The organism is Streptomyces sp. MB09-01 (genome assembly GCF_033794505.1).
Classification (GTDB): Bacteria; Actinomycetota; Actinomycetes; order Streptomycetales; family Streptomycetaceae; genus Streptomyces.
Map to the genome: position 1 here is coordinate 1 of NZ_JARAYQ010000032.1, position 21,439 is coordinate 21,439.

22 protein-coding genes and 1 tRNA gene are annotated in these 21,439 nt (G+C 72.5%); 19 read left to right on the forward strand and 4 right to left on the reverse strand.

All coding sequences use genetic code 11. The features are described 5' to 3' along the window. The first annotated feature begins 647 nt into the window (after positions 1–647). The 8 genes from PV721_RS09995 (at position 648) to PV721_RS10030 (ending at position 4,090) form a co-directional block, all read left to right on the forward strand. Positions 648–881: a hypothetical protein gene (locus tag PV721_RS09995; RefSeq protein WP_319722513.1), complete on the forward strand. Its 234-nt coding sequence runs from the start codon at positions 648–650 to the stop codon at positions 879–881. 35 nt (positions 882–916) lie between these two features. Next, positions 917–1,351 (forward strand): roadblock/LC7 domain-containing protein, encoded by a 435-nt coding sequence (locus PV721_RS10000; RefSeq protein ID WP_319722553.1) that lies wholly within the window; start codon positions 917–919, stop codon positions 1,349–1,351. Further along, positions 1,348–1,767, forward strand: coding sequence for a DUF742 domain-containing protein (locus tag PV721_RS10005; protein WP_319722514.1), 420 nt, complete (start codon positions 1,348–1,350; stop codon positions 1,765–1,767). The genes PV721_RS10000 and PV721_RS10005 overlap by 4 nt, the downstream gene beginning before the upstream one ends. Further along, the gene (locus PV721_RS10010) at positions 1,745–2,395 is read left to right on the forward strand and encodes a GTP-binding protein (RefSeq protein WP_319722515.1); all 651 of its coding nucleotides are present in this window, start codon (positions 1,745–1,747) and stop codon (positions 2,393–2,395) included. Before PV721_RS10005 ends, PV721_RS10010 begins: the two co-directional genes overlap by 23 nt. Next, on the forward strand, positions 2,392–2,961 hold the full coding sequence (locus PV721_RS10015) for a GAF domain-containing protein (protein WP_319722516.1): 570 nt from the start codon (positions 2,392–2,394) through the stop codon (positions 2,959–2,961). The genes PV721_RS10010 and PV721_RS10015 overlap by 4 nt, the downstream gene beginning before the upstream one ends. A gap of 72 nt (positions 2,962–3,033) precedes the next feature. Beyond that, positions 3,034–3,396 (forward strand): MmcQ/YjbR family DNA-binding protein, encoded by a 363-nt coding sequence (locus PV721_RS10020; RefSeq protein ID WP_319722517.1) that lies wholly within the window; start codon positions 3,034–3,036, stop codon positions 3,394–3,396. A 154-nt stretch (positions 3,397–3,550) separates the two neighbouring features. After that, positions 3,551–3,624 (forward strand) — tRNA-Pro (locus PV721_RS10025). A gap of 214 nt (positions 3,625–3,838) precedes the next feature. Next, positions 3,839–4,090, forward strand: a complete 252-nt coding sequence (locus PV721_RS10030; protein ID WP_319722518.1) for a hypothetical protein — start codon at positions 3,839–3,841, stop codon at positions 4,088–4,090. A gap of 69 nt (positions 4,091–4,159) precedes the next feature. Here the strand turns inward: PV721_RS10030 and PV721_RS10035 are convergent, their stop codons facing one another. Next, positions 4,160–4,927, reverse strand: coding sequence for an IclR family transcriptional regulator (locus PV721_RS10035; protein ID WP_319722519.1), 768 nt, complete (start codon positions 4,925–4,927; stop codon positions 4,160–4,162). Between the two features lie 397 nt (positions 4,928–5,324). Here PV721_RS10035 and PV721_RS10040 point away from each other — a divergent pair, with 397 nt between their 5' ends. The 4 genes from PV721_RS10040 to PV721_RS10055 all read left to right on the forward strand — a co-directional run bounded on the left by PV721_RS10040 (position 5,325) and on the right by PV721_RS10055 (position 11,034). After that, complete coding sequence (locus tag PV721_RS10040; protein ID WP_319722520.1) at positions 5,325–6,734, forward strand: phenylacetate--CoA ligase family protein; 1,410 nt, start codon at positions 5,325–5,327, stop codon at positions 6,732–6,734. Further along, entirely contained in the window at positions 6,731–7,645 is a 915-nt protein-coding gene (locus tag PV721_RS10045) for a hypothetical protein (protein WP_319722521.1), read from the forward strand. Before PV721_RS10040 ends, PV721_RS10045 begins: the two co-directional genes overlap by 4 nt. A 152-nt stretch (positions 7,646–7,797) precedes the next feature. Continuing rightward, the gene (locus tag PV721_RS10050; protein WP_319722522.1) at positions 7,798–9,456 is read left to right on the forward strand and encodes a phospholipase D family protein; all 1,659 of its coding nucleotides are present in this window, start codon (positions 7,798–7,800) and stop codon (positions 9,454–9,456) included. A 132-nt stretch (positions 9,457–9,588) separates the two neighbouring features. Next, positions 9,589–11,034, forward strand: coding sequence for a glyceraldehyde-3-phosphate dehydrogenase (locus PV721_RS10055; RefSeq protein WP_319722523.1), 1,446 nt, complete (start codon positions 9,589–9,591; stop codon positions 11,032–11,034). Between the two features lie 44 nt (positions 11,035–11,078). Here the strand turns inward: PV721_RS10055 and PV721_RS10060 are convergent, their stop codons facing one another. From PV721_RS10060 to PV721_RS10070, 3 genes are all read right to left on the reverse strand, one after another. Beyond that, entirely contained in the window at positions 11,079–12,284 is a 1,206-nt protein-coding gene (locus tag PV721_RS10060) for an MFS transporter (RefSeq protein ID WP_319722524.1), read from the reverse strand. A gap of 56 nt (positions 12,285–12,340) precedes the next feature. After that, positions 12,341–13,375, reverse strand: coding sequence for an NUDIX hydrolase (locus PV721_RS10065; RefSeq protein WP_319722525.1), 1,035 nt, complete (start codon positions 13,373–13,375; stop codon positions 12,341–12,343). Positions 13,376–13,466: 91 nt separating this feature from the next. Then, the gene (locus tag PV721_RS10070; RefSeq protein WP_319722526.1) at positions 13,467–14,090 is read right to left on the reverse strand and encodes a LysE/ArgO family amino acid transporter; all 624 of its coding nucleotides are present in this window, start codon (positions 14,088–14,090) and stop codon (positions 13,467–13,469) included. A 69-nt stretch (positions 14,091–14,159) separates the two neighbouring features. On the opposite strand from PV721_RS10070, the gene PV721_RS10075 reads away from it, so the two are divergent. The 7 genes from PV721_RS10075 (at position 14,160) to PV721_RS10105 (ending at position 21,397) form a co-directional block, all read left to right on the forward strand. Continuing rightward, positions 14,160–15,077, forward strand: a complete 918-nt coding sequence (locus PV721_RS10075; protein ID WP_319722554.1) for a LysR family transcriptional regulator ArgP — start codon at positions 14,160–14,162, stop codon at positions 15,075–15,077. A 10-nt stretch (positions 15,078–15,087) separates the two neighbouring features. Continuing rightward, the gene (locus PV721_RS10080; protein WP_319722527.1) at positions 15,088–15,480 is read left to right on the forward strand and encodes a TOBE domain-containing protein; all 393 of its coding nucleotides are present in this window, start codon (positions 15,088–15,090) and stop codon (positions 15,478–15,480) included. A 73-nt stretch (positions 15,481–15,553) separates the two neighbouring features. Then, positions 15,554–16,636 (forward strand): magnesium/cobalt transporter CorA, encoded by a 1,083-nt coding sequence (gene corA / locus PV721_RS10085; RefSeq protein ID WP_319722528.1) that lies wholly within the window; start codon positions 15,554–15,556, stop codon positions 16,634–16,636. Between the two features lie 87 nt (positions 16,637–16,723). Continuing rightward, complete coding sequence (locus PV721_RS10090) at positions 16,724–17,353, forward strand: GNAT family protein (protein WP_319722529.1); 630 nt, start codon at positions 16,724–16,726, stop codon at positions 17,351–17,353. Between the two features lie 139 nt (positions 17,354–17,492). Then, a complete protein-coding gene (locus PV721_RS10095) occupies positions 17,493–18,308 on the forward strand; it encodes a chitosanase (protein WP_319722555.1) in 816 nt (271 codons plus the stop codon). Between the two features lie 313 nt (positions 18,309–18,621). After that, positions 18,622–18,975: a DUF805 domain-containing protein gene (locus PV721_RS10100; RefSeq protein WP_319722531.1), complete on the forward strand. Its 354-nt coding sequence runs from the start codon at positions 18,622–18,624 to the stop codon at positions 18,973–18,975. Between the two features lie 202 nt (positions 18,976–19,177). Continuing rightward, positions 19,178–21,397 carry an NADP-dependent isocitrate dehydrogenase gene (locus PV721_RS10105; RefSeq protein ID WP_319722532.1) on the forward strand — a complete coding sequence of 740 codons (2,220 nt, stop codon included), beginning with the start codon at positions 19,178–19,180 and terminating at the stop codon, positions 21,395–21,397. Positions 21,398–21,439 lie beyond the last annotated feature (42 nt).

Here is a 21,439-nt window from a genome sequence, read left to right on the forward strand (position 1 = left end):
GGTTTTTCGCTCCTCCACCCGGGGTTTCTGCGTTCCCTGTTTCCATTTCGTTTTTTGTTTTCAGACAAAAGGCGGCTTCGGGTGCTTCGGCCTTTCGGGTGGGCCCGGACGTGTGTATAAGACACGGCGGCGGGGCCCGCCCCCCGGCCGAGCCCGGCCCCGCTCCGCGAGCGGGAGCTCCGGCCGGGCCCGTGCCCGGTACGGCGCCCGAGCCTCGGGCCGGGGCTCCGGCCGGGCCCCTGCCGGGGCCGGAGGCCGGGTCCTGGCCCGGGCCTGCGACCGGGGGCGGGCCGCTGAGGTGGCTGGAGGGCGCTCCAGGGGCCAGGGCTGCGGCCGAGCCCTGGACCGGGCCCGCGGCCGCGCCCCAGCCGGAGCCGGAGGCCGGCCCCTGGTTCCGGTCCGGGTCCGAGCCCGGGCACGAAGCAGCCGCGCGCGCCGGGTTCCCGGCCGCCGCCGATGGGTCGGCGGCATCTTCGGCCCCTGCACCGACCCTCGCTCCCCGAGCGGCGGACACGGCTTCCGGCGAGCCCGCGAGCGGGCCGGTGGCCGGGTCCTGGGCCGGAGCCCCGGTCCTGCCGGGGCGAGGGGGGCCGTCGGCCTCCGGCGCGGCCGGGGGTGCGGCGCTGCCCGCTCAGCGGGCCGGCGAGATGAGCGAGGGGGAGCAGTGGGCCTACGGCGCGGGCCTGCCCGGCGAGCCCGGGGACGAGGAGGAGCGGCCCGCGCTGCCCCGGCGGCGGGCGCAGCAGCATCTGGCGCCGCAACTGCGCGAGGCGCCCGCACCGCGGCCCGCCACGGACGCCGAGCAGCCGCTGCACGATCCCGGCCTGATGGCCGCCTTCCAGCGGGGCTTCGGCCTCGCCCAGTCGGAGAACCAGCTATGACCCCGACAAACCACCTCAGCAAGGAGCACATCCCCATGGGCGGCGAAGTGGCGACGAAGACCGGCAGCCGGCTCTCGGACCTCGACTGGCTGCTCAGCGGCCTGGTGCAGCGCGTGCCGTACACGCGCAGCGCCGTACTCCTCACCGCCGACGGGCTCGTCACCTGCGTGCACGGGCTGGACGCCGACAGCGCCGACCACCTGGCGGCCCTCGCCTCCGGCCTGTACTCGCTGGGCCGCAGCGCCGGCTCCCGCTTCGGGGACGGCGCCGAGGTACGGCAGGTCGTCGTCGAACTCGACACCGCGCTCGTCTTCGTCTCCGCGGCAGGATCCGGGACCTGCCTGGCCGTCCTCGCCGACCGCGAGGCCGACGTCGGGGTGCTCGGCTACGAGATGGCGATGCTGGTCAAGAGCGTACGTCCGTACCTGGCGGCCCCGCCGCGGCGGCCCGCCGCCGACCCGGAGCGATGAGGGCGCGCGGTACGGGGGCGTACGCGGCGGGGCGGGACACGCCGTGGCTCGACGACTCGGCGGGCCGGGTGATGCGCCCGTACACCGCCAGCGGCGGGCGGACCCGGCCGGGCGTCGCGCTCGACCTGCTCTCGCTGGTGACCGCGACCGGGGTGCGCCCGCGGATCCCGCTCGGGCCCGAGCACACCCTCGTGCTGCGGCTGTGCGCGGGCGCCGCGGCGGTCACCGTCGCCGAGGTGGCCGGGCAGCTGCGGCTGCCGGCCGCGGTGGTGAAGGTGCTGCTGTCCGACCTGATGGAACACGGGGCCGTCATGGTGCAGGCGCCGAGGTTCCCCGGCATCGGCGGCGACGCGTTCGCCGCCACCGACCAGTCACTGCTGAGGGCGGTGCTCGATGGCCTGCGCAAACGACTGTGAAGCCCCCGCGCCCGCCCCCGTGACCCTGAAGATCCTGGTCGCGGGCGGTTTCGGCGCGGGCAAGACGACCTTCGTGGGCGCGGTGAGCGAGATCGAGCCGCTGAGCACCGAGGAACTGCTCAGCGACCTCAGCGCGGCCGCCGACCCGCTGCACGGCGTCGAGGCGAAGACCACCACGACCGTGGCCCTCGACTTCGGCCGGATCACCCTGGACGAGCGCCACGTGCTCTACCTCTTCGGCACGCCCGGACAGCACCGCTTCTGGTTCCTGTGGGAAGAACTGTGCGCGGGCGCCCTCGGAGCGGTGGTGCTCGCCGACACCCGCCGCCTCGCCGACTGCTTCCCCGCCGTGGACTTCTTCGAGCGGCGCGGGATCGGCTTCATCGTCGCCGTCAACGAGTTCGATCAGGCCCACCGCTACACGACCGACGAGGTCCGCGAAGCGGTGGGGCTCGGGCCCGAGGTGCCCGTCGTACGGTGCGACGCGCGCCTGACCAGTTCCGGCACGGGGACGCTGGCCGCCCTCGTCCGGCACCTCCTGTGCATGTCCGCAGCCGCAGCCGCAGCCCCAGCAACCGCCACCGCCACAGTCAGCTCTTCGTCCTCGGAGTCGGGGGAACCGCCATGACGTACTACGAATCGACCGGACACCTGCTGCTCACGCCGGTGGACCGGGAGGCGCCCGCGCGCGTCGTCCGGCTGCGCGAGCTGGGTCTGGGGGAGCGGACGGACCCCGAACTGGACGCCTTCGCGAGGCGGGCCGCCGACGTGCTCGACGCCCCGTACGCGGGGGTCAACTTCATCGGTGAGGAACGGCAGTTCTTCGCCGGGCTGCACCACACGGCCGAAGCCCCGGCCCGCGGGTACCCGGCGCGGGTCCTGGCCCGCGACCACGGCTACTGCCCGTACGTGGTGGTCCGGCGGCGCGCGCTGGTGCTGGAGGACGTACGGGACTTCGCGCGCTTCGCGGGCAACGCAGTGGTGGACGGGAGCGGGGTGCGCTCGTACGCGGGCGCGCCGCTGACGGACCGGCGCGGGATCGTGCTCGGCACGGTGTGCGCGGTGGACGTGGTGCCGCGGCGGTGGGGGACGCAGGGGCTCGCCGCCGTCAAGGCGCTGGCCGCGGAACTGGTGGCGCTGGTGCACGAACGCGAGGACCGGGCGGAGGCCCGCGCGGCGGACCGGAGGGGGTGAGGGCCGTTGTCAGTGGCGGGGGCTACGGTCGTCGGACGAGGGTTCACCGGTGGTTGGAGAGGAGTCTCGGGGATGGCCACGACCGCGCAGGACGTCCGCCTGATCGCGCTGTCGCTCCCGGACAGCAGCGAGAAGCCCGCCTGGGGCATGCCGACCTTCCGGGTGGGCGGGAAGATCTTCGTCGCGCTGGCCGACGACGACACCTCGATCGGGGTGAAATGCCCCAAGGAGGACCGGGCCGAGCTGCTCGCGGCGGAGCCGGAGAAGTTCTTCATGCGGCCGGGCCACGACGACAACTACGCCTGGATCCGGGTCCGACTGGAGGCCCTGGGCGACGCGGCCGAGCTGCGTTCCATCCTGACCGACTCCTGGCTCCAGGCGGCCCCGAAGCGGCTGGTCGCGGCCCATCCGGAGTTGTCCGGCGACGCGGGCTGAGCGCGCGGCGCCGCCGTACGGCGAAAGACCGGTCGCCGCTGCCCCGGCGGGCCACGTGGAACCGGTAGCAGAAAAGGTGCGCGCGACCACCCACAGAAATGCGGTATCGTTCTCATGCGCGTTCGGCCAAGGGAAACCCCAGGTCAGCGGGTATCGGGACGTGGCGCAGCTTGGTAGCGCACTTGACTGGGGGTCAAGGGGTCGCAGGTTCAAATCCTGTCGTCCCGACTCGAAAGAGTCGCAGATCAGGGGCCGTTTCAGAGCAATCTGAAACGGCCCCTGACCGTTTTCCGGGATCCTTCGGACGCGCGGATGACGCAGGCCCTCGGCTGTCAAGCCCCGAGATCCAGCGGCATGACGCGGTGCGACCGCGCGGGGCTCAATGGAGACACGGCCCCGGCAGGTCAGGCGGCCCACCCGAACCCCTTCAAGGAGCATCCCCATGGCCCGCACCTGGACCCGGCGTCTGGTCCTGCTGTCCGCCTCGACCGCCCTGGTCGCGGGCGGCGCCTCGGTCTCCTCCAGTGCCTTCGCCGCCCCGGCGGCGCCGCACCCCGGCAACGTCACCACGAGCGCGGTTTCCGCGGACGGCGGCTCGACCGTCAGGCATGGATACCGGCAGGTCGTCGGCCCGCGGGACCGTTCCCACCGACGCATGACGTACAGGTGGGGCATGGCCCGCTCCTGGTGGTGAGCGGCCTCCGGTATCCGGCGACGCCATGCCCGCCCCGGCAGGGGCGGGCATGGCGTCCTCGCGCGCTGCCTAGTGCGGACGCGCCATCGCGGGGTGCCGGACCTGCGCCCCGGGCGTGGGGGCGGAGGCGGGCAGCCTGGTCAGGTTGGCGCTGATCATCGCCGCCGCGCGGCCCACGGCCTCACCGAGCGGGTCGATCTGTTTGCCGTCCAGGGCGGTCGCCGCCACGGCGGCCACCACCTGGCCCGATGTGGAGAACACCGGCGCCGCCACGCACGACAGCGTGCTCACGCACTGGCCGTACTCGAAGGCGAGACCCCGCTCCTGGGCCCGTGTGACCTCACGGGTCCACGTCGGCTTCGTCCACCCCCTGGGCAGCTCGGCCGACGGGCTGGAAGCCGCGAGGATCAGCTCCGCGGCGCTCCCGGGCGGCAGGACGGCGCCGGAGTGCAGCGGGAAGACCTCGTCCACCTCGCCGCGGATGCCCCCGACGATGATCGTGTGCCCCGCTTCGGGCACCGACAGGCTGAGACTCAGCCGGCCGCTCACGGCCGCGAGTTCGCGCAGCGGCCGGGCCGAGGCCGCGCGCAGCAGGCGCGCGGGGTGCCAGGCCTGTCCCAGGCGGAACGTGCGCGGCCCGAGCCGGTAGCGGCCCGATCGGCTCTGCACCGCGCCGAGTGCGACCAGCTGCCCCAGTAACCGGTGAGCCGTGGCTTTCGGCAGGTCGGCGTCGGTCGCCAGGCGGGTCAGGCCGACTTCCTCGCCGTGTGCGAGCACCTCCATGAGGGCGAACGCACCCTCCAGTACACCCCGCCCCTCTGCGCCGGATCTGGCCATGAGCGAGTCCCCCTTTCGCACGGAGCCCATCGGTCGGATGGGTCCGTAACTCCCCGTTCGTCCCGGCTCATCAGCGAGAACGGTGGTGTCGCCCTCCGCTTCCGCCGGTCCGTTGAACGGACCCGATCATTGCCCGTGTGTTGCGAACGCGCCAGGGTGTTGTCGCCCGGGGACGAAACGTTTCGGTATCACACCGGCAACCGTGCGTTCGTCCCACAGCAACGAAACAAGGAGGATCCGATGAGCGCGATCAAGACCAGCGCCAAGCAGTTCAAGTACGTCATGGGTGCCATGACGGCCGTCTTCTTCGGCAGCTGCTCTGCCAGCTGACGCTGTCTCGGGGGGTGGGGGCGCATGCCGCCCCCACCCCTTTTCTTGACGCCTGAGGGAGGCACGAGTGCTGGAAACCGGTGTCCGGCAGGTCCGGGTGGCGATGGCCATGGTGTTCGGCCGGCGGCTGAACGTCAGGGCCGTGGAGCGGCTCGTCGCCGACGCGCTCGCCACACTGGAGGAGTTCGGCTCGCTCGGCGACGACGTCGACGAACTGGCCGACGGACCGTTCGCCGACCCGGACGAGCGCCGCGACCTGCAGAACCGCGCACTCCAGCGGACCGTGAACAGACTCGCCAAACGCTCCCCCTTCTACCGGGAACGGCTCGCCGGCATCGACCTCGACGGGCTGACCACCGAGACGCTCACCCGGATCCCGGTGACCCGCAAGGCCGACCTGATCGAGCGCCCCGCCGACTTCCTGTGCAGCACCCCCTACCTGGCGACGCAGACGACCGGCACCACCGGCCGCCCCGTGCAGATGTGGCTCTCCCGCTACGAGATGGAGCTCTGGCCCGCGCTGATCGCCCTGTCCGTCGTGCTGCGCGGCGACATCCGCCCCGGCGACCGGATGCAGATCAACCTCAGCTCCCGGGCGACGGCCGCCGTCCAGGAGGACGTCGAGGTGTGCCGGATGGTCAACGCCTCGTGCCACGTGGTGGGCCAGGTCCCGCCGGAGGAATCCGTCGAGCACCTGCTCGGCCGCAACGGGACCCGGCCCACCCTGCTCACCGGCAACCCCAGCTACCTGGCCCGGATGCTCACCGCCGCACGGCAACGCGGCTACGGGCCGGACGACTTCGGCCTGCGGGCGATCTACGCCGGCGGAGAGATCGTGTCCCCGGCCTTCGCCCGGGCCCTGCGCGAGACCTTCGGGGCCGAGACCATCGGCGACAACTTCGGCATGACCGAACTGCTGCCCGTCGGCGGTCGCACCTGCAGCAAGCGCCACCTGCACATCGACCCCAACATGGGGTACACCGAGGTGCTCGACCTGGAGACGGGCGAGCCCGCCGGGCCCGGACGGCTCGGGGAGCTGACCGTGACCCCGTACTACCCCTACCGGGAGTGCATGCCGGTCCTGCGGTACAACACCGGCGACCTGGTCCGCACCCTGGACGGCGAACCGGGCTGCGAACTCGCGGCCGTGCCCGCCGTCTCCCAGATCCTCGGCAAGGCGGGCTCGCTGCTGCGCACCGCCGATTCCGTCGTGACGCCGCGCGAGATCGTGGAGGCCCTGGACGGCACCCCCGGAATGCCCTGGCCCCTGCGCCACCGGGCCGAGGTCGCCGACGGCCGGCTCCACGTGGAGGTCGCCTCCCGGAACGCCACCGCGGCGGAGGTGACCGAGCGGCTGCTGACCCGGGGCATCGACGCGCGCGTCACGGTCCTGCCGCTGGACGACGAGGAGGCCGCGCGCCGCTTCCGCCTCCGCTGTGACCTGTTGGAGCACACCTTCACCCGGAGCCACGCATGACGGTCTTCTTCCAGATCGCGGCCACCGCCGTCCTGGCACTCGCGGTCGTCGTCGGCACGATCGCCTACTTCCGCGCCGTACGCGCCGCGAGGCCGCCCGTCGGCGTCTTCAACGGCAGGGACATCTTCATGATGATGGGCTTCGTCCTGGCCCTGCCCTACGTCTACCTCGCCCTCCCCGGCGCCGTCCTCCCGGCCGTGCTCGCCCTGGTCTTCGCGGGCGGACTGTCCGTCGGCTACCAGCCCCTCATCGCCAACGGCCGGCTGCGCTGGGCGCTGATCTCCGTACTGATCGCGAGCGTGCTCGTCACCCACCTCGCCTTCGGCGAGACCGCCCCGCCCTACTGGGTGGCGAACAGCTGTGTCGTCGGACTGGTCGTGGTCTCCGCCACCAATCTCAACGTCCAGGGCGGCATGCGCTTGAAGAACGTCGCCTGGTTCCTGCTCGCCCTCGCCGTCTACGACGCCTTCTTCGCCTGGGTCGTACCGCTGACCCAGGAGCTCGCCGCAGCCGTCCAGGGGTATCCGTACGCCCCGGCCGCCGGCCTGCGCATCGGCGAGGACCTCGGCGCCGTCGTCGGCATGGGTGACCTGCTGGCCTACGCCCTCTTCACCACCACCGCCTACAAGGCGTACGCGAAGCCGGGGCTGCGGACCGGGATCGCCCTGGTGGTGCTGTTCGGAGCCGTGGCCCCGGTCGCCGCCCTGCACCTGATCGCCGCGGCCACCGGTGACGCTCCCGGCCTCATCCCCGCCCAGGTCTTCTTCGGCCCGGCCGCCTTCGTCGGCTACCTGTTCCTGAGCCGGCGCGGCCCGGAGCGGCGGATGGTCGACGTGCCCTTCCGCGGGAACCGCGCGGCGGCCGTGCAGCAGGCCCCGGTGCGCAGCGCCGAAGCGCACCCCGTGGGCTGAGCACCGGCCCGACGACCGCCCGGGCCCGCGGGAGCACGACCTCGCGCGGGCCCGGGTCACCACCGGACGGCCGCCCGCCCCGGCGGCGGCTAGCCTGGGATGGCGGCACGCACGATCGGAGCAAGTGCGGTGGATCCTGGAACGGGCCGGTCGTGAGGCCGGCGGACGCCGCCCGCCCCGGCGGCGCCGACTGGCTGCTGGCCGCCGGCGAACGGGGCAACGCGGCGACGCGCCTCGACCGGCGCCGCCCGGACGGCGCGGCCTGGTCGCGGGGCAACCACGTACGGCCCCTGGTCCACGGGACCGCGTACTTCGCGGAGCTGCTGGCGGAGATCCGCGCCCTGCGCGCGGGCGACCTGCTGCTGTTCACCGACTGGCGCGGCGACCCCGACGAGCGCCTCGACGGGCCCGGCACGGAGATCGGCACGGTCCTGAGCCGGGCGGCCGGGCGCGGAGTCGTCGTCAAGGGGCTGCTCTGGCGCTCCCACCTCGACGGCCTGCAGTTCAGCGAGGCGGAGAACCGCCACCTCGGCGAGGAGATCGAGGAGGCGGGCGGCGAGTGCCTGCTCGACATGCGGGTGCGGCCCGGCGGCTCCCACCACCAGAAGTTGGTGGTGCTGCGCCACCCCGGCCGCCCCGGACTGGACATCGCCTACGTCGGAGGCGTCGACCTCTGCCACAACCGCAACGACGACGCCGCGCACCACGGCGACCGCCAGTCGCTGCCGCTCGCCCCCGCCTACGGGCCGCACCCGCCGTGGCACGACGTCCAGCTCGCCCTGCGCGGACCGGCCGTGGGCGACGTCGAAGCCGTCTTCCGCGAGCGGTGGGAGGACCCCTCACCGCTCAGCCGCAGTCCGCTCACCCGGCTGCGGTCGCTGGCGCACCGCGAGGACAGCCGCGCGGACAGCCTGCCCCCGCAGGCCGCCGACCCGGCGCCCTGCGGCACGCAGACCGTCCAGCTGCTGCGGACCTACCCCAACCGGCTGCTGAGCGGCTACCCCTTCGCCCCCGACGGCGAGCGCAGCATCGCGCGCGCGTACGACAAGGCGCTGCGGCGGGCCCGGGCGCTGATCTACCTGGAGGACCAGTACCTGTGGTCCCCGCGCGTCGTGGCCTACTTCGCCCGGGCGCTGCGCGGGCATCCGGGGCTGAGGCTGATCGCCGTCATCCCCACGGTCCCGGAGCAGGACGGCCGCCTCACGGGGCCCATGAACCTCATCGGGCGGATCAACGCCCTGGAGGAGCTACGCCGCGCCGGCGGTCGGCGCGTCGCGCTGTACGGACTGGAGAACCACGCCGGAACCCCGGTCTACGTGCACGCCAAGGTGTGCGTGATCGACGACGTGTGGGCTTCCGTGGGCTCCGACAACATCAACCTCCGCTCGTGGACCCACGACTCCGAACTCGGCTGCGCCGTGTACGACGAGACCCCGGACCCGCGGCTTCCGAGCGATCCGGGCGGCCTCGGCGACGGGGCGCGGGCCTTCGCGAGGGAGCTGCGCCTGGAACTCATGCGCGAGCACCTGGACCCGCGGGACGACCCGGGCGTGCCGGGCTCGGCGGGCCGGGAGGCGGCGGGCGTGCTGCTCGATCCGGTGGCCGCGTTCGAGGCCTTCGCGGCCTCGGCCGCCGCGCTGGACGCCTGGCACGCCGGCGGCCGCCGCGGTCCACGGCCGCCCGGCCGGCTGCGCCGTTACGTTCCGCCGGACCTGCCCGCCGCGCAGCGGCTGCTCGCGGCTCCGCTGAACCGCCTCCTGGTCGACCCGGACGGCCGCCCGATGGGGATGCGGCGCCGGAACGTCTTCTGAGGTCAAAGCACCGCAACCAGGGGCACCTTTACGGCGCAAAGCGCACGTTCCCGGCCCGTGCGGGTACCGCTTGAGGGGCCGCAGCGGCGTCGGGTTAGCATATGAGCACCGCCTAGCTCGAAAGATAATCCTGTGACTGTCAATGAGGACTCGTTCACCAGCTGGAAGAACCGCGAGGAGATCGCGGAGTCGATGATCCCGATCATCGGGAAGCTGCACCGGGAGCGGGACGTCACGGTCCTGGTCCACAGCCGATCCTTGGTGAACAAGTCGGTGGTCAGCATTCTCAAGACCCACCGGTTCGCCCGCCAGATCGCCGGCCAGGAGCTCTCGGTCACCGAGACCCTGCCGTTCCTGCAGGCGCTCACCACCCTCGACCTCGGCCCGTCGCAGATCGACATCGCCCTGCTCGCCGAGGCGTACAAGACCGACGACCGCGGCCTGTCGGTGGAGGAGTTCACCGCCTCGGCCGTCGTCGGCGCCACCGGTGAGAACAAGATCGAGCGCGGCGCCGGCCGCGACGTCGTCCTCTACGGCTTCGGCCGCATCGGCCGCCTCGTCGCCCGCCTGCTCATCGAGAAGGCCGGATCCGGCAACGGTCTGCGCCTGCGTGCCATCGTCGTCCGCGGCGGCGGCGAGCAGGACCTGGTCAAGCGCGCCTCCCTGCTGCGCCGCGACTCCATCCACGGCCAGTTCCAGGGCACCATCACCGTGGACGAGGCGACGAGCACGATCATCGCCAACGGCAACAGCATCAAGGTGATCTACGCCAACGACCCCTCCGAGGTCGACTACACGGCGTACGGCATCAAGGACGCCATCCTCATCGACAACACGGGCAAGTGGCGGGACCGGGAGGGTCTGTCGAACCACCTGCGCCCCGGCATCGACAAGGTCGTCCTGACCGCCCCGGGCAAGGGCGACGTCCCGAACATCGTCCACGGCGTCAACCACGACACCATCAAGCCGGACGAGCGGATCCTGTCCTGCGCGTCCTGCACCACCAACGCGATCGTCCCGCCGCTCAAGGCCATGGACGACGAGTACGGTGTCCTGCGCGGTCACGTGGAGACCGTCCACTCGTTCACGAACGACCAGAACCTGCTGGACAACTACCACAAGGCCGACCGCCGCGGCCGTTCGGCGCCGCTGAACATGGTGATCACCGAGACCGGTGCCGCCTCCGCCGTCGCCAAGGCGCTGCCCAACCTCAAGGCGCCGATCACCGGCAGCTCGATCCGCGTCCCCGTCCCGGACGTCTCGATCGCCATCCTCAGCCTGCGCCTGGGCCGCGAGACCACCCGCGAGGAAGTCCTCGACTACCTCCGCGACGTCTCCCTGCACTCGCCGCTCAAGCGCCAGATCGACTTCACCACGGCCCCCGACGCCGTCTCGATGGACTTCGTCGGCTCGCGCCACGCGTCGATCGTGGACGCCGGAGCCACCAAGGTCGACGGCGACAACGCCATCCTCTACCTCTGGTACGACAACGAGTTCGGCTACTCCTGCCAGGTCATCCGCGTGGTCCAGCACGTGTCCGGGGTGGAGTACCCGACCTACCCGGTCCCGGCGGTCTGATCCCGGCACACCGTTCCACCCGCTGTTCCCGTCAGGCCCGGCCGTCAGGCCGGGCCTGACGTGCTCCCCGCCCGTACCGGCCGGTGCAGGAGGTAGGCGGCCGCGCCCGAGACGAGGACGGCCATGCACGCGATGAACACCAGCCCGGCACCCTCGAGGCCGAGCGGGTCCGCCAGCAGCCCCACGCCGATCACCGGCACCGAGATGCCCGCGTACGCCACCACGAACAGCGTCGAGATCACCGCCGCGCGCCGGTCCGGCGGGGAGGCCGCGGCCACCGCGGACAGCGCCCCGCGGAACGCCAGCCCCTGCCCGGCGCCGCCGACGAGCGCGCTCGCCACCACCAGCGCCAGCTGGTCCCAGAGCAGTGCGCCCGCGAGCAGGGCCAGTCCGGCGAGGAGCCCGGCGCAGCCCAGCGGGAGCGAGCGCCCCACCCCGACCCGGCCCACCGCCAGCTGGCCGGCGGTCGAGGCGAAGAAGGCCAGCGCGACGACCGCCCCGCTCACGGCGCGGTTGTGCACGTCGAGGGACTGGGCGAGGAACGCCGGGCTGACCGAGGTGAACACCCCGAACAGGGCGAAGCCCACGAACGCCGCGATCGCCGCGGGCGCGAACACCGGCCGCACCTGCGCGGGCAGGCCGGGCCGCTGCGGGCGTACGGTGCTCAGCGGCCGCCGCTGCGCCACGGTCTCCGGAAGCCCCGCCAGGACGCCGGCCGAGGCCGCCACCAGTACGAGGTGCACGGCGAAGGTCAGGTGGAGGGGCCAGGGGGCGTACTGCGAGAGCACCCCGGCGAGCAGCGGACCGCAGCCCAGCCCGCCCATGTTGGCGGCCGTCGCCACGAGCGTGGCCCGCGAGGCGCCGCTGCGGGGGGCCAGCTCCATCACGTACGCCGTCGCCGCGCCGGTGAACAGCCCGGCGGACAGACCCGACAGCAGCCGCCCCGTGTACAGCCACCCCATGCCGGTGGCGCACAGGAAGCAGACGGCGCTCGCCGCCGCGAAGCCCAGGCCGGCCAGCAGCACCGGCCGACGGCCCACGGCGTCCGAGGCGTTGCCCGCCAGCAGCAGTACGCCGATCACCCCGAAGGCGTACACGGCGTACACCACGGTCACCATCAGCTCGGAGAACCCGAACTTCTCCTGGTAGAGGCCGTAGAGGGGGGTCGGCAGCGTGGTGCCGGCCATGCACACGGCGAAGACCGCCCCGGCGAGCAAGCACTGGCGCCACCTTCGGCGATCACCGTCCATGCCGCCGACGGTAACCCCGCGGCCGCGGCCCGGCGCGCCGGGCGGGGCCGCGGCCGTCAGGGGCGGCCGGCGTGGAGTTCCAGCGGGCCGGCGCCCGTGGCGCGGGCGGTCAGACAGGCGGTGATCTGGCGCCGCAGGGCCGGTTTGACCAGGCCCGGGAGCTCCGCGGGCGGGACGGCGCGCCACTGGAGGAGCTCGGTGTGGTCGAGGCGGATCCGGTCGAGGACGGCGGAGTCGAGTGAGCCGCCGTCGTAGAGGAAGCGGATGCGTGCCGGACGGCCGGGCTTGTGCGACCAGTTCACGGCCAGCAGTCGTCCCGGGGCGAGGTCGAGGCCCAGTTCCTCGTGGACCTCCCGCCGGGCGGCGGCCCGCGGGGTCTCGCCGAGGTCGCTGTCGATGCCGCCGCCGGGCAGGTTCCAGCGGTCGCTCCGGCCGTACGCGGGCTGGACCAGCAGGACCCGGCCGTCGGCGGCGGTGAACACCACGCTCGCGGCGGTCACGGCCTTGGGCCGGCTGGCCCGGTGGCTGGCCGCGTCGAGGGCGCCGGAGTGTTCCAGGGCGAGGCGCCGGGCCGGGTCCAGGCCGGCCGGGGAGCCCGGCTGCGGCACGCCGTCGACGAGGTGGGCGAAGGAGCCGGTGTGCAGGGCGGCCAGGCCGGCGCGCAGCCGGGGTGCGGTGCGGGCCGGCAGTGCCTCGCAGGCCTCGTCCGGCCGGAGCCAGCGGGCCTCGGTGATCCCGCCGTCCCGGAACGAGAGCGTCGCGGCCTCCTCCGGGGTCAGCGGCCCGACCAGGTGGACGTGCACGACCAGGGCGCGGCCGAGGGCCCCCGGGGGCCGGGAGTCCACCGCCAGCAGCCGGCCGACGGGCACGTGGAGGCCGAGCTCCGCCCGCAACGCGCGGGCCAGCCCGGCCTCCGGGGTCTCGGCGGCCCCGACCGTCCCGCCCGGGAGCTGCGGATCCGCCTCGTGCGAGGCGGCCAGTACGAGGACCCGCCCGCGGGTGTCCGGGACGATCCCGGTGGCGGCCACGAGCGGGGCAGGCCGGGCCGCGTGGTACTCGCGCACCGCGTCGGGGGAGGGGCGGTCGGTCACGGCGGGCTCCTGGGGCTGTGTCTCGTCCATCGGGTCGTCGGCAGGAGCACTATGCCGGGGCTCCGGCCGGTGCCCGCCGCCGACATGCGGCTCAGGCGCGGGCCAGCAGCAGGCCGCCCATGGTGACCATCGTCGCCGCGACGAGCCCGTCCAGCACCCGCCAGGCCGACGGGCGGGCGAGCAGGCCGCTCAGCAGCCGGGCCCCGTACCCCAGGCTGACGAACCAGGTCAGGCTGGCCAGGCCGGCCCCGATGCCGAACGCCCAGCGCAGGTCCCCGCGGTCGGCGGCGAGGGAGCCGACGAGCAGGACGGTGTCCAGGTACACGTGCGGGTTGAGCCAGGTCATGGCCACACAGGTCAGCACGGCCCGGCGGCCGGATCCGGCGGCGGCCCCCTCCGTGCTGAGGGCGGCGCCCGGGACCGGGCGCAGCACCCGGCGGGCGGCCAGGACCCCGTAGCCGACCAGGAAGAGGCCCCCGGCCAGGGCGACCGCGGTCAGGGCGGCCGGCCAGGCGGTGACGAAGGCGCCGACGCCGGCGACGCCGAGGGCGATGAGGAGCGCGTCGGACACGGCGCAGATCGCGACCACGGCGAGGACCGCGTGGCGGCGCGCGCCCTGGCGGAGGACGAAGGCGTTCTGCGCGCCGATGGCGACGAGGAGGGAGAAGCCGGTGCCGAAGCCGGCGAGGGCCGCGGTCAAAGTGCCGTGTGTCATGTCGTCGACCGTAGGCACCGACCTCTGTTCAGTACAGCTAAGGATTTTTACGTACCATTAGCGCTCGTGATGGATGAGCTTCCTCTGGACCAGGTGCGCACGCTGCTCGCGGTGGTGGACGAGGGCACGTTCGACGCCGCGGCCGCCGCCCTGCACGTGACCCCCTCCGCGGTCAGCCAGCGGGTCAAGGCGCTGGAGCAGCGGACCGGGCGGGTGCTGCTGATGCGGACGAAACCGGTGCGGGCGACGGAATCGGGAGAGGTGGTGGTCCGCTTCGCCCGGCAGCTGGCCCGGCTGGAACGGGACGCGCGGGCCGAGCTCGGCATGGCCGACGGGACCGGCCCGGTGCGACTGCCGATCGCCGTGAACGCGGACTCCCTCGCCACCTGGTTCCTGCCGGCCCTGACCCGCGTCCCGCAGGATCCGCCGGTCTGCATCGAACTGCACCGCGAGGACGAGTCGCACACGACGGCGCTGCTGCGGGAGGGGCAGGTCATGGCGGCGGTGACCTCCTCGCCGGACCCGGTGGCGGGGTGCAGCGTACGGCTGCTGGGCCTGGCGCGGTACCTGCCGACGGCGAGCCCCCGGTTCGCGGCCCGGTACCTGACGGGGGCGCCGGAGCGCGATCTGCGGGAGGCGCCGACGATCGTGTTCGACCGCAAGGACGACCTCCAGGACGCCTTCGTCCGGTCGCTGACGGGGGACGCGGCGGCCGGGGCGGGAGCGGTGCGCCACCACATTCCGACCTCGGAGGGGTTCCGCGACGCGGTGGTCGCGGGACTGGGGTGGGGGCTGGTGCCGGAGCAGCAGGCGCGGCCGCTGGTGCGGACGGGGCAACTGGTGCTCCTGGAGCCCCTGCGGCCGATGGACGTGCCGCTGTACTGGCAGCAGTGGAAGCTCGACTCGCCGGCGCTGTCCACGGTGGCGGAAGTGGTCGCGGCGGTGGCCGGGGAGGCCCTGCGCAGCCCCTCGCACCGGGGCCCCTAAGCTGCGGACCATGGAGTCCTACACGATCGGACAGGCTGCCCGGATGCTCGGCGTCAGCGTCGACACGGCCCGTCGCTGGGCGGACGCGGAACGGTTCCCCACCCGCCGGGAGGGCACACGGCGGATGGTGGACGGTCCGGACCTGGCCGCCTTCTGCGTCGAGGCCGCGCAGGAGGCCGGCGACGGCGAGGAGGCCCCGTACACCTCGGCGCGCAACGCCTTCCCGGGGATCGTCACCGGCGTGAAGCTGGGCACGGTCGACGCGCAGGTGGAGATCCAGGCCGGGCCGCACCGCATCGTCTCGCTGCTGACGCGGGAGGCGGTGGAGGAGCTCGGGCTGGAAGTGGGGGCGCGGGCCACGGCGCGCGTGAAGTCGACGAGCGTGTTCATCGACCGGACCTGAGGCCCGGCGGGGACGCCCCGGCGGCGATGGCAGACTGGCCGGTGAACCGCCGAAGGGGAGTACGTCCTTGTCCATGTTCAGCAACCTGCGCCGGGCCGTGCGCCGCGGCTACCGGCGGGCCGTCGACCTCAGCCACCCGGCCCGCTCCCCGCTCGGCAGCGCGGTGGTCAACTGCATCGTCTACCGGGACGGCGTGCGGCAGGAGGACTGCGCGGAGGTCGAGGAGGCGCTGCGCCGGGTCCGCAAGGCGGGCGACGGCTTCGTCTGGATCGGCCTGCACGAGCCGTCCCAGTCCGAGCTCGCCGGGCTCGCCGAACTGTTCGGCCTGCACCCCCTCGCGGTCGAGGACGCCGTGCACGCGCACCAGCGCCCCAAGGTGGAGCGCTACGACGACACGCTGTTCTCCGTCTTCAAGACCGTGCGGTACGTGGAGCACGAGGAGCTGACCGCGACCAGCGAGGTGGTGGACACCGGCGAGCTGATGGCCTTCACCGGCGAGGACTTCGTCATCACCATCCGGCACGGCGGCAGCGGCACCCTCGGCCCGGTCCGCGAGGAGCTGGAGGCTTCCCCCGACCAGCTGGCCAAGGGGCCCGCCGCGGTTCTGCACGCCATGGTCGACCACGTGGTCGACGACTACGTGGCCGTGACGGACGCCGTGCAGAACGACATCGACTCCGTCGAGACGGCGGTCTTCAGCGAGAACGGCGGCCGCGGCGACGCCGGCCGGATCTACCAGCTCAAGCGCGAACTCCTGGAGCTGCGGCGGGCGGTGGCACCGCTGGGCCGCCCCCTGGAGCAGCTGGCCACGCAGCCGATACCGGTCATCCCGCCGGAGATCCGGGCGTACTTCCGGGACGTGGCCGACCACCTGACCCGGGCGACCGAGCAGATCAGCGCCTACGACAACCTGCTCGACTCCATCCTCCAGGCACACCTCGCGCAGGTGACCGTCGCCCAGAACGAGGACATGCGCAAGATCACGGCGTGGGCGGCCATCGTCGCCGTCCCGACCATGGTCTGCGGGGTCTACGGAATGAACTTCGAGCACATGCCCGAACTGCACTGGACCTACGGCTATCCGCTCGTCCTCGGCGTCATGGCGGTCGCCTGCTTCGTGATCCACCGCGGTTTCCGGCGCAACGGCTGGCTCTGACCCTGCGAAATCCCTGACGGGGCGGGCGCGGACGCCGGATAGGGTCCGCCTGTCACCGATGATCGACAGGGAACGGGCGGGTCGCACATGGAGCGGACGACGGCGCAGCGGGACGGCGGCACGGCAGAGGGAGGGGCGGCCGACGGGCTCGCGGGCGACCGGGTCCGGCTGGAGCCGCTCGCGCACCGGCACCACGACGGCCTGTGCGAGGCGGTCCGGGACGGGAGGTTGTGGGAGCTCCCGGTGACGGTCGTCCCCCACCCCGACGAGGTGCGCGGCTTCATCGACGACGCGCTGGCGGCGCGGGCGCAGGGCACGCAGATCGCGTACGCGACGGTGGACGTCGCGACGGGCCGGATCGCCGGCTCGACCCGGCTCATGGCCATCAACACGGCGTACCGGCGGCTGGAGATCGGCTTCACCTTCCTCGGCGGGAGCTGGCAGGGGACGGGCGCGAACACCGAGGCCAAGCTGCTCATGCTCACGCACGCCTTCGAGGGCATGGGGATGAACCGCGTCGAGTTCCTCACCGACGTGCACAACAGCAGGTCGCGGGCGGCGATATCGGGGCTCGGCGCGACGCACGAAGGAGTCCTGCGCCACCACATGGTGATGCGCGACGGCTGGATCCGAGACACCGCGGTCTACAGCATCACGCGCCCCGAATGGCCGGACGCCAAGAGGGAACTGACGGCCCGTCTCGCCCGTCGGGCCTGACGCGGAGCGGGCGGTCACGGCGATCGGCGTGTGACGCACGGGTCTTGAGCTGTCGTCAGATCTGGTAGTAAAGTTTCCTAACGAAGTAGGGACGCCTCAACTACCCCACGGAGGCCTTGTGATCACCCCCCACCGCAAGATGCTCGCGATCGGCGCTCTGCTCGGCAGCGCGCTCATCGCCGCCCCCGTCGCCGCCCACGCCACCGCGGCCCCTGCCCCCACGGCGGAGACCGCGGCGGCAGCGGCCGTAGGACTCGACGATCCGGCGAAGAAGGAGATCGCCATGCAGATCGTCTCCAGTGCGGAGAACTCCTCGCTGGACTGGAAGGCTCAGTACAAGTACATAGAAGACATAGACGACGGTCGCGGCTACACGGCCGGCATCATCGGCTTCTGTTCCGGCACCGGCGACATGCTCGACCTCGTCGAGCACTACACCCGGGTCAAGCCGGGCAACGTGCTCGCCACGTACCTGCCCGCCCTGCGCAGGGTCGACGGCAGCGACTCCCACGCCGGCCTCGACCCGAACTTCACCAGGGACTGGGCGAAGGCGGCTCAGGACGCCGAGTTCAAGAAGGCCCAGGACCACGAGCGCGACCGCGTCTACTTCAACCCGTCCGTGCAGCAGGGCAGGTCCGACGGGATCGGTGTGCTCGGCCAGTTCATCTACTACGACGCCATCGTCATGCACGGTGACGGCACCGACCCCACCAGCTTCCGCAACATCCGCAAGCGCGCCCTGTCCAAGGCCAAGCCCCCGTCGCAGGGCGGCAACGAGACCGCGTACCTCAACGCCTTCCTCGACGCCAGGGTCTGGGCGATGAAGCAGGAGGAGGCGCACAGCGACACCAGCCGGGTCGACACCGCGCAGCGGGTCTTCCTCAAGAAGGGCAACCTGAACCTCAACACCCCGCTCGACTGGAAGGTCTACGGGGACTCCTTCCACATCGGCTGACGCCCGCGGCGGCCCGGGGCCGGACCCTCCTCCAGGCGGCCCGGGCCGCGGTGTCGCGGTGCGGTAACGATGTGGGTAACGATCGAGGTGGCTGCCGGGGTGTCAAGTAGGCGCGCGGGATGGACTTTTCGGACTTCTGAGGACACGACGTCACTCCTGTGCTCCTCAGTCGCACATTCGATGCCGGAAATCTTCCCGTCCAGCCGATTTGGCTTCGCGCCAACTGGCTTGACCGCGACGTAAGGGGGGCATAAGTTCTGCCCCGGCTTGCTCCAGCAGGACGGGCCGAACCAACCGTCCTCTGGGGGGACCCATGAACTACTACGTCGACGTCCTCAAGAAGTACACCGTCTTCTCCGGCCGCGCCCGCCGCCAGGAGTACTGGATGTTCTTCCTCTTCAACGTGGCCGCGCTGATCATCGTCTCGATCCTGGACGCCGTCATCGGCACCTCCCCGTGGCTGTACGCGCTCTACGCGCTCGGCACCTTCCTCCCGAACCTCGCCGTGACCGTGCGCCGCCTGCACGACACCGGCAAGTCCGGCTGGTGGTTCCTCATCAGCTTCGTGCCGCTCGTCGGCTTCATCTGGCTCATCGTCCTGCTGGCCACCGCCGGCAACGACCAGCCGAACCAGTACGGCGTGAACCCGAAGGCCGTCCAGGCCTGACCTGGTTCGCAAGCCTTCACGGCTGAGCGCCGCCCCCGGCTGGGAACAGCGGGGGCGGCGCTTTTCGCCGTTCGGGGGGTCCGCGTGACACGCGTCTCCCGGACTGGCGGCAGGGGGCTGTCCAGACCGGCCCGATCACGAGATATCTTGATGTCGAGCAATGTTGCAGACGAGAGACGCAGACTGTGGAGCGGAGCATCCGGTGACTGACTCGACCATCATCTACACGCACACTGACGAGGCCCCGGCCCTCGCGACGTATTCCTTCCTGCCTGTGATCCAGGCGTACGCGTCGACGGCCGGTGTGAATGTCGAGACCCGTGACATCTCCCTGGCCGGTCGGATCATCGCCAGCTTCCCCGAATACCTGGAGGAGAGCCAGCGGATCGCCGACGCCCTCCACGAGCTCGGTCAGCTGGCGAAGACCCCCGAGGCCAACATCATCAAGCTGCCCAACATCTCGGCGTCGATCCCGCAGCTCAAGGCCGCGGTCGCCGAGCTGCAGGGCCAGGGCTACGCCCTCCCGGACTACCCGGACGACCCGAAGACCGACGAGGAGCGCGAGACCCGCGCCCGCTACGACAAGGTCAAGGGCAGCGCCGTCAACCCGGTCCTGCGCGAGGGCAACTCCGACCGCCGCGCCCCCGCCTCGGTGAAGAACTACGCCAAGGCGCACCCGCACCGCATGGGCGCCTGGACCCCCGAGTCGAAGACGAACGTCGCCACCATGGGCGCGAACGACTTCCGCTCCACCGAGAAGTCCGCCGTGATCGCCGAGGCCGGCACGCTCCGCATCGAGCACGTCGCCGCCGACGGCGCCACCACCGTGCTGCGCGACTCCGTACCGGTCCTCGCCGGTGAGGTCGTGGACGCGTCCGTCCTGCACGTCGACGCCCTGCGCACCTTCCTGAACGACCAGATCGAGCGCGCCAAGGCCGAGGGCGTGCTGTTCTCCGTGCACCTCAAGGCCACGATGATGAAGGTCTCCGACCCGATCATCTTCGGCCACGTGGTCCGCGCCTTCCTCCCGAAGACGTTCGCCCGCTACGGCGAGACCCTCGCCGCCGCCGGCCTGTCGCCCAACGACGGCCTCGGCGCCATCCTGAACGGCCTGGGCGCGCTGCCCGAGGGCGACGCGATCAAGGCGTCCATCGACGCCGAGATCGCCGAGGGCCCGGCCCTGGCGATGGTCGACTCCGACAAGGGCATCACCAACCTGCACGTGCCGTCCGACGTCATCGTCGACGCCTCCATGCCGGCCATGATCCGCACCTCCGGCCACATGTGGGGCCCGGACGGCGCCGAGGCCGACACCCTTGCCGTCCTCCCGGACAGCAGCTACGCCGGTGTCTACCAGGTCGTCGTCGACGACTGCCGCGCCCACGGCGCCTTCGACCCGTCCACGATGGGCTCGGTGCCGAACGTCGGCCTCATGGCCCAGAAGGCCGAGGAGTACGGCAGCCACGACAAGACCTTCGAGATCGCCGCCGCGGGCACCGTCCGCGTCGTCGACGCCGCGGGCAACACGGTCCTGGAGCAGGAGGTCGCCGCCGGTGACATCTTCCGCGCCTGCCAGACCAAGGACCTGCCGATCCAGGACTGGGTCAAGCTCGCCGTCACCCGCGCCCGCGCCACCGGCGTCCCGGCCGTCTTCTGGCTGGACGAGGACCGTGCGCACGACGCGCAGCTGATCGCCAAGGTCAAGACCTACCTCGCCGAGCACGACACCGAGGGTCTGACCATCGAGATCCTCTCCCCGGTCAAGGCCACCGCGTACTCCCTGGAGCGCATCCGCCGCGGCGAGGACACCATCTCGGTGACCGGCAACGTGCTGCGCGACTACCTGACCGACCTGTTCCCGATCCTGGAGCTGGGCACCAGCGCCAAGATGCTGTCGGTCGTCCCGCTGATGAACGGCGGCGGCCTCTTCGAGACGGGCGCCGGCGGCTCCGCCCCGAAGCACGTCCAGCAGCTCGTCAAGGAGAACTACCTGCGCTGGGACTCCCTCGGTGAGTTCCTCGCGCTGGCCGTCTCCTTCGAGCACCTCGCCACCACCACCGGCAACGCCCGCGCCCAGGTGCTGGCCGACACCCTGGACCGTGCGACCGGCTCCTTCCTCAACGAGGACAAGTCGCCGAGCCGCAAGCTGGGCGGCATCGACAACCGCGGCAGCCACTTCTACCTCGCCCTGTACTGGGCGCAGGAGCTGGCCAAGCAGACCGACGACGCCGAGCTGGCCGCGGCCTTCGACGCGCTCGCCAAGACGCTGGGCGAGCAGGAGCAGACCATCGTCGCCGAGCTGATCGCGGTGCAGGGCTCCCCGGCCGACATCGGCGGCTACTACCAGCCCGACGCCACGAAGGCCGCGGCGATCATGCGCCCGTCCGCGACCTTCAACCAGGCGATCGCCACCCTGGGCTGATCCCGGGCCCAGCGGCGGGCAGCCGTACGTGTTCCGCCCCGG

Coding starts and splice junctions, on each gene's coding strand:
- PV721_RS10030 (WP_319722518.1), top strand. CDS start 3,839: ATGGCCCGCACCTGGACCCGGCGTCTGGTCCTGCTGTCCGCCTCGACC.
- PV721_RS10015 (WP_319722516.1), top strand. CDS start 2,392: ATGACGTACTACGAATCGACCGGACACCTGCTGCTCACGCCGGTGGAC.
- PV721_RS10080 (WP_319722527.1), top strand. CDS start 15,088: ATGGAGTCCTACACGATCGGACAGGCTGCCCGGATGCTCGGCGTCAGC.
- PV721_RS10010 (WP_319722515.1), top strand. CDS start 1,745: ATGGCCTGCGCAAACGACTGTGAAGCCCCCGCGCCCGCCCCCGTGACC.
- PV721_RS10075 (WP_319722554.1), top strand. CDS start 14,160: ATGGATGAGCTTCCTCTGGACCAGGTGCGCACGCTGCTCGCGGTGGTG.
- PV721_RS10070 (WP_319722526.1), bottom strand. CDS start 14,090: ATGACACACGGCACTTTGACCGCGGCCCTCGCCGGCTTCGGCACCGGC.
- PV721_RS10100 (WP_319722531.1), top strand. CDS start 18,622: ATGAACTACTACGTCGACGTCCTCAAGAAGTACACCGTCTTCTCCGGC.
- PV721_RS10095 (WP_319722555.1), top strand. CDS start 17,493: ATGCTCGCGATCGGCGCTCTGCTCGGCAGCGCGCTCATCGCCGCCCCC.
- corA (WP_319722528.1), top strand. CDS start 15,554: ATGTTCAGCAACCTGCGCCGGGCCGTGCGCCGCGGCTACCGGCGGGCC.
- PV721_RS10000 (WP_319722553.1), top strand. CDS start 917: ATGGGCGGCGAAGTGGCGACGAAGACCGGCAGCCGGCTCTCGGACCTC.
- PV721_RS09995 (WP_319722513.1), top strand. CDS start 648: ATGAGCGAGGGGGAGCAGTGGGCCTACGGCGCGGGCCTGCCCGGCGAG.
- PV721_RS10045 (WP_319722521.1), top strand. CDS start 6,731: ATGACGGTCTTCTTCCAGATCGCGGCCACCGCCGTCCTGGCACTCGCG.
- PV721_RS10005 (WP_319722514.1), top strand. CDS start 1,348: ATGAGGGCGCGCGGTACGGGGGCGTACGCGGCGGGGCGGGACACGCCG.
- PV721_RS10090 (WP_319722529.1), top strand. CDS start 16,724: ATGGAGCGGACGACGGCGCAGCGGGACGGCGGCACGGCAGAGGGAGGG.
- PV721_RS10020 (WP_319722517.1), top strand. CDS start 3,034: ATGGCCACGACCGCGCAGGACGTCCGCCTGATCGCGCTGTCGCTCCCG.
- PV721_RS10035 (WP_319722519.1), bottom strand. CDS start 4,927: ATGGCCAGATCCGGCGCAGAGGGGCGGGGTGTACTGGAGGGTGCGTTC.
- PV721_RS10060 (WP_319722524.1), bottom strand. CDS start 12,284: ATGGACGGTGATCGCCGAAGGTGGCGCCAGTGCTTGCTCGCCGGGGCG.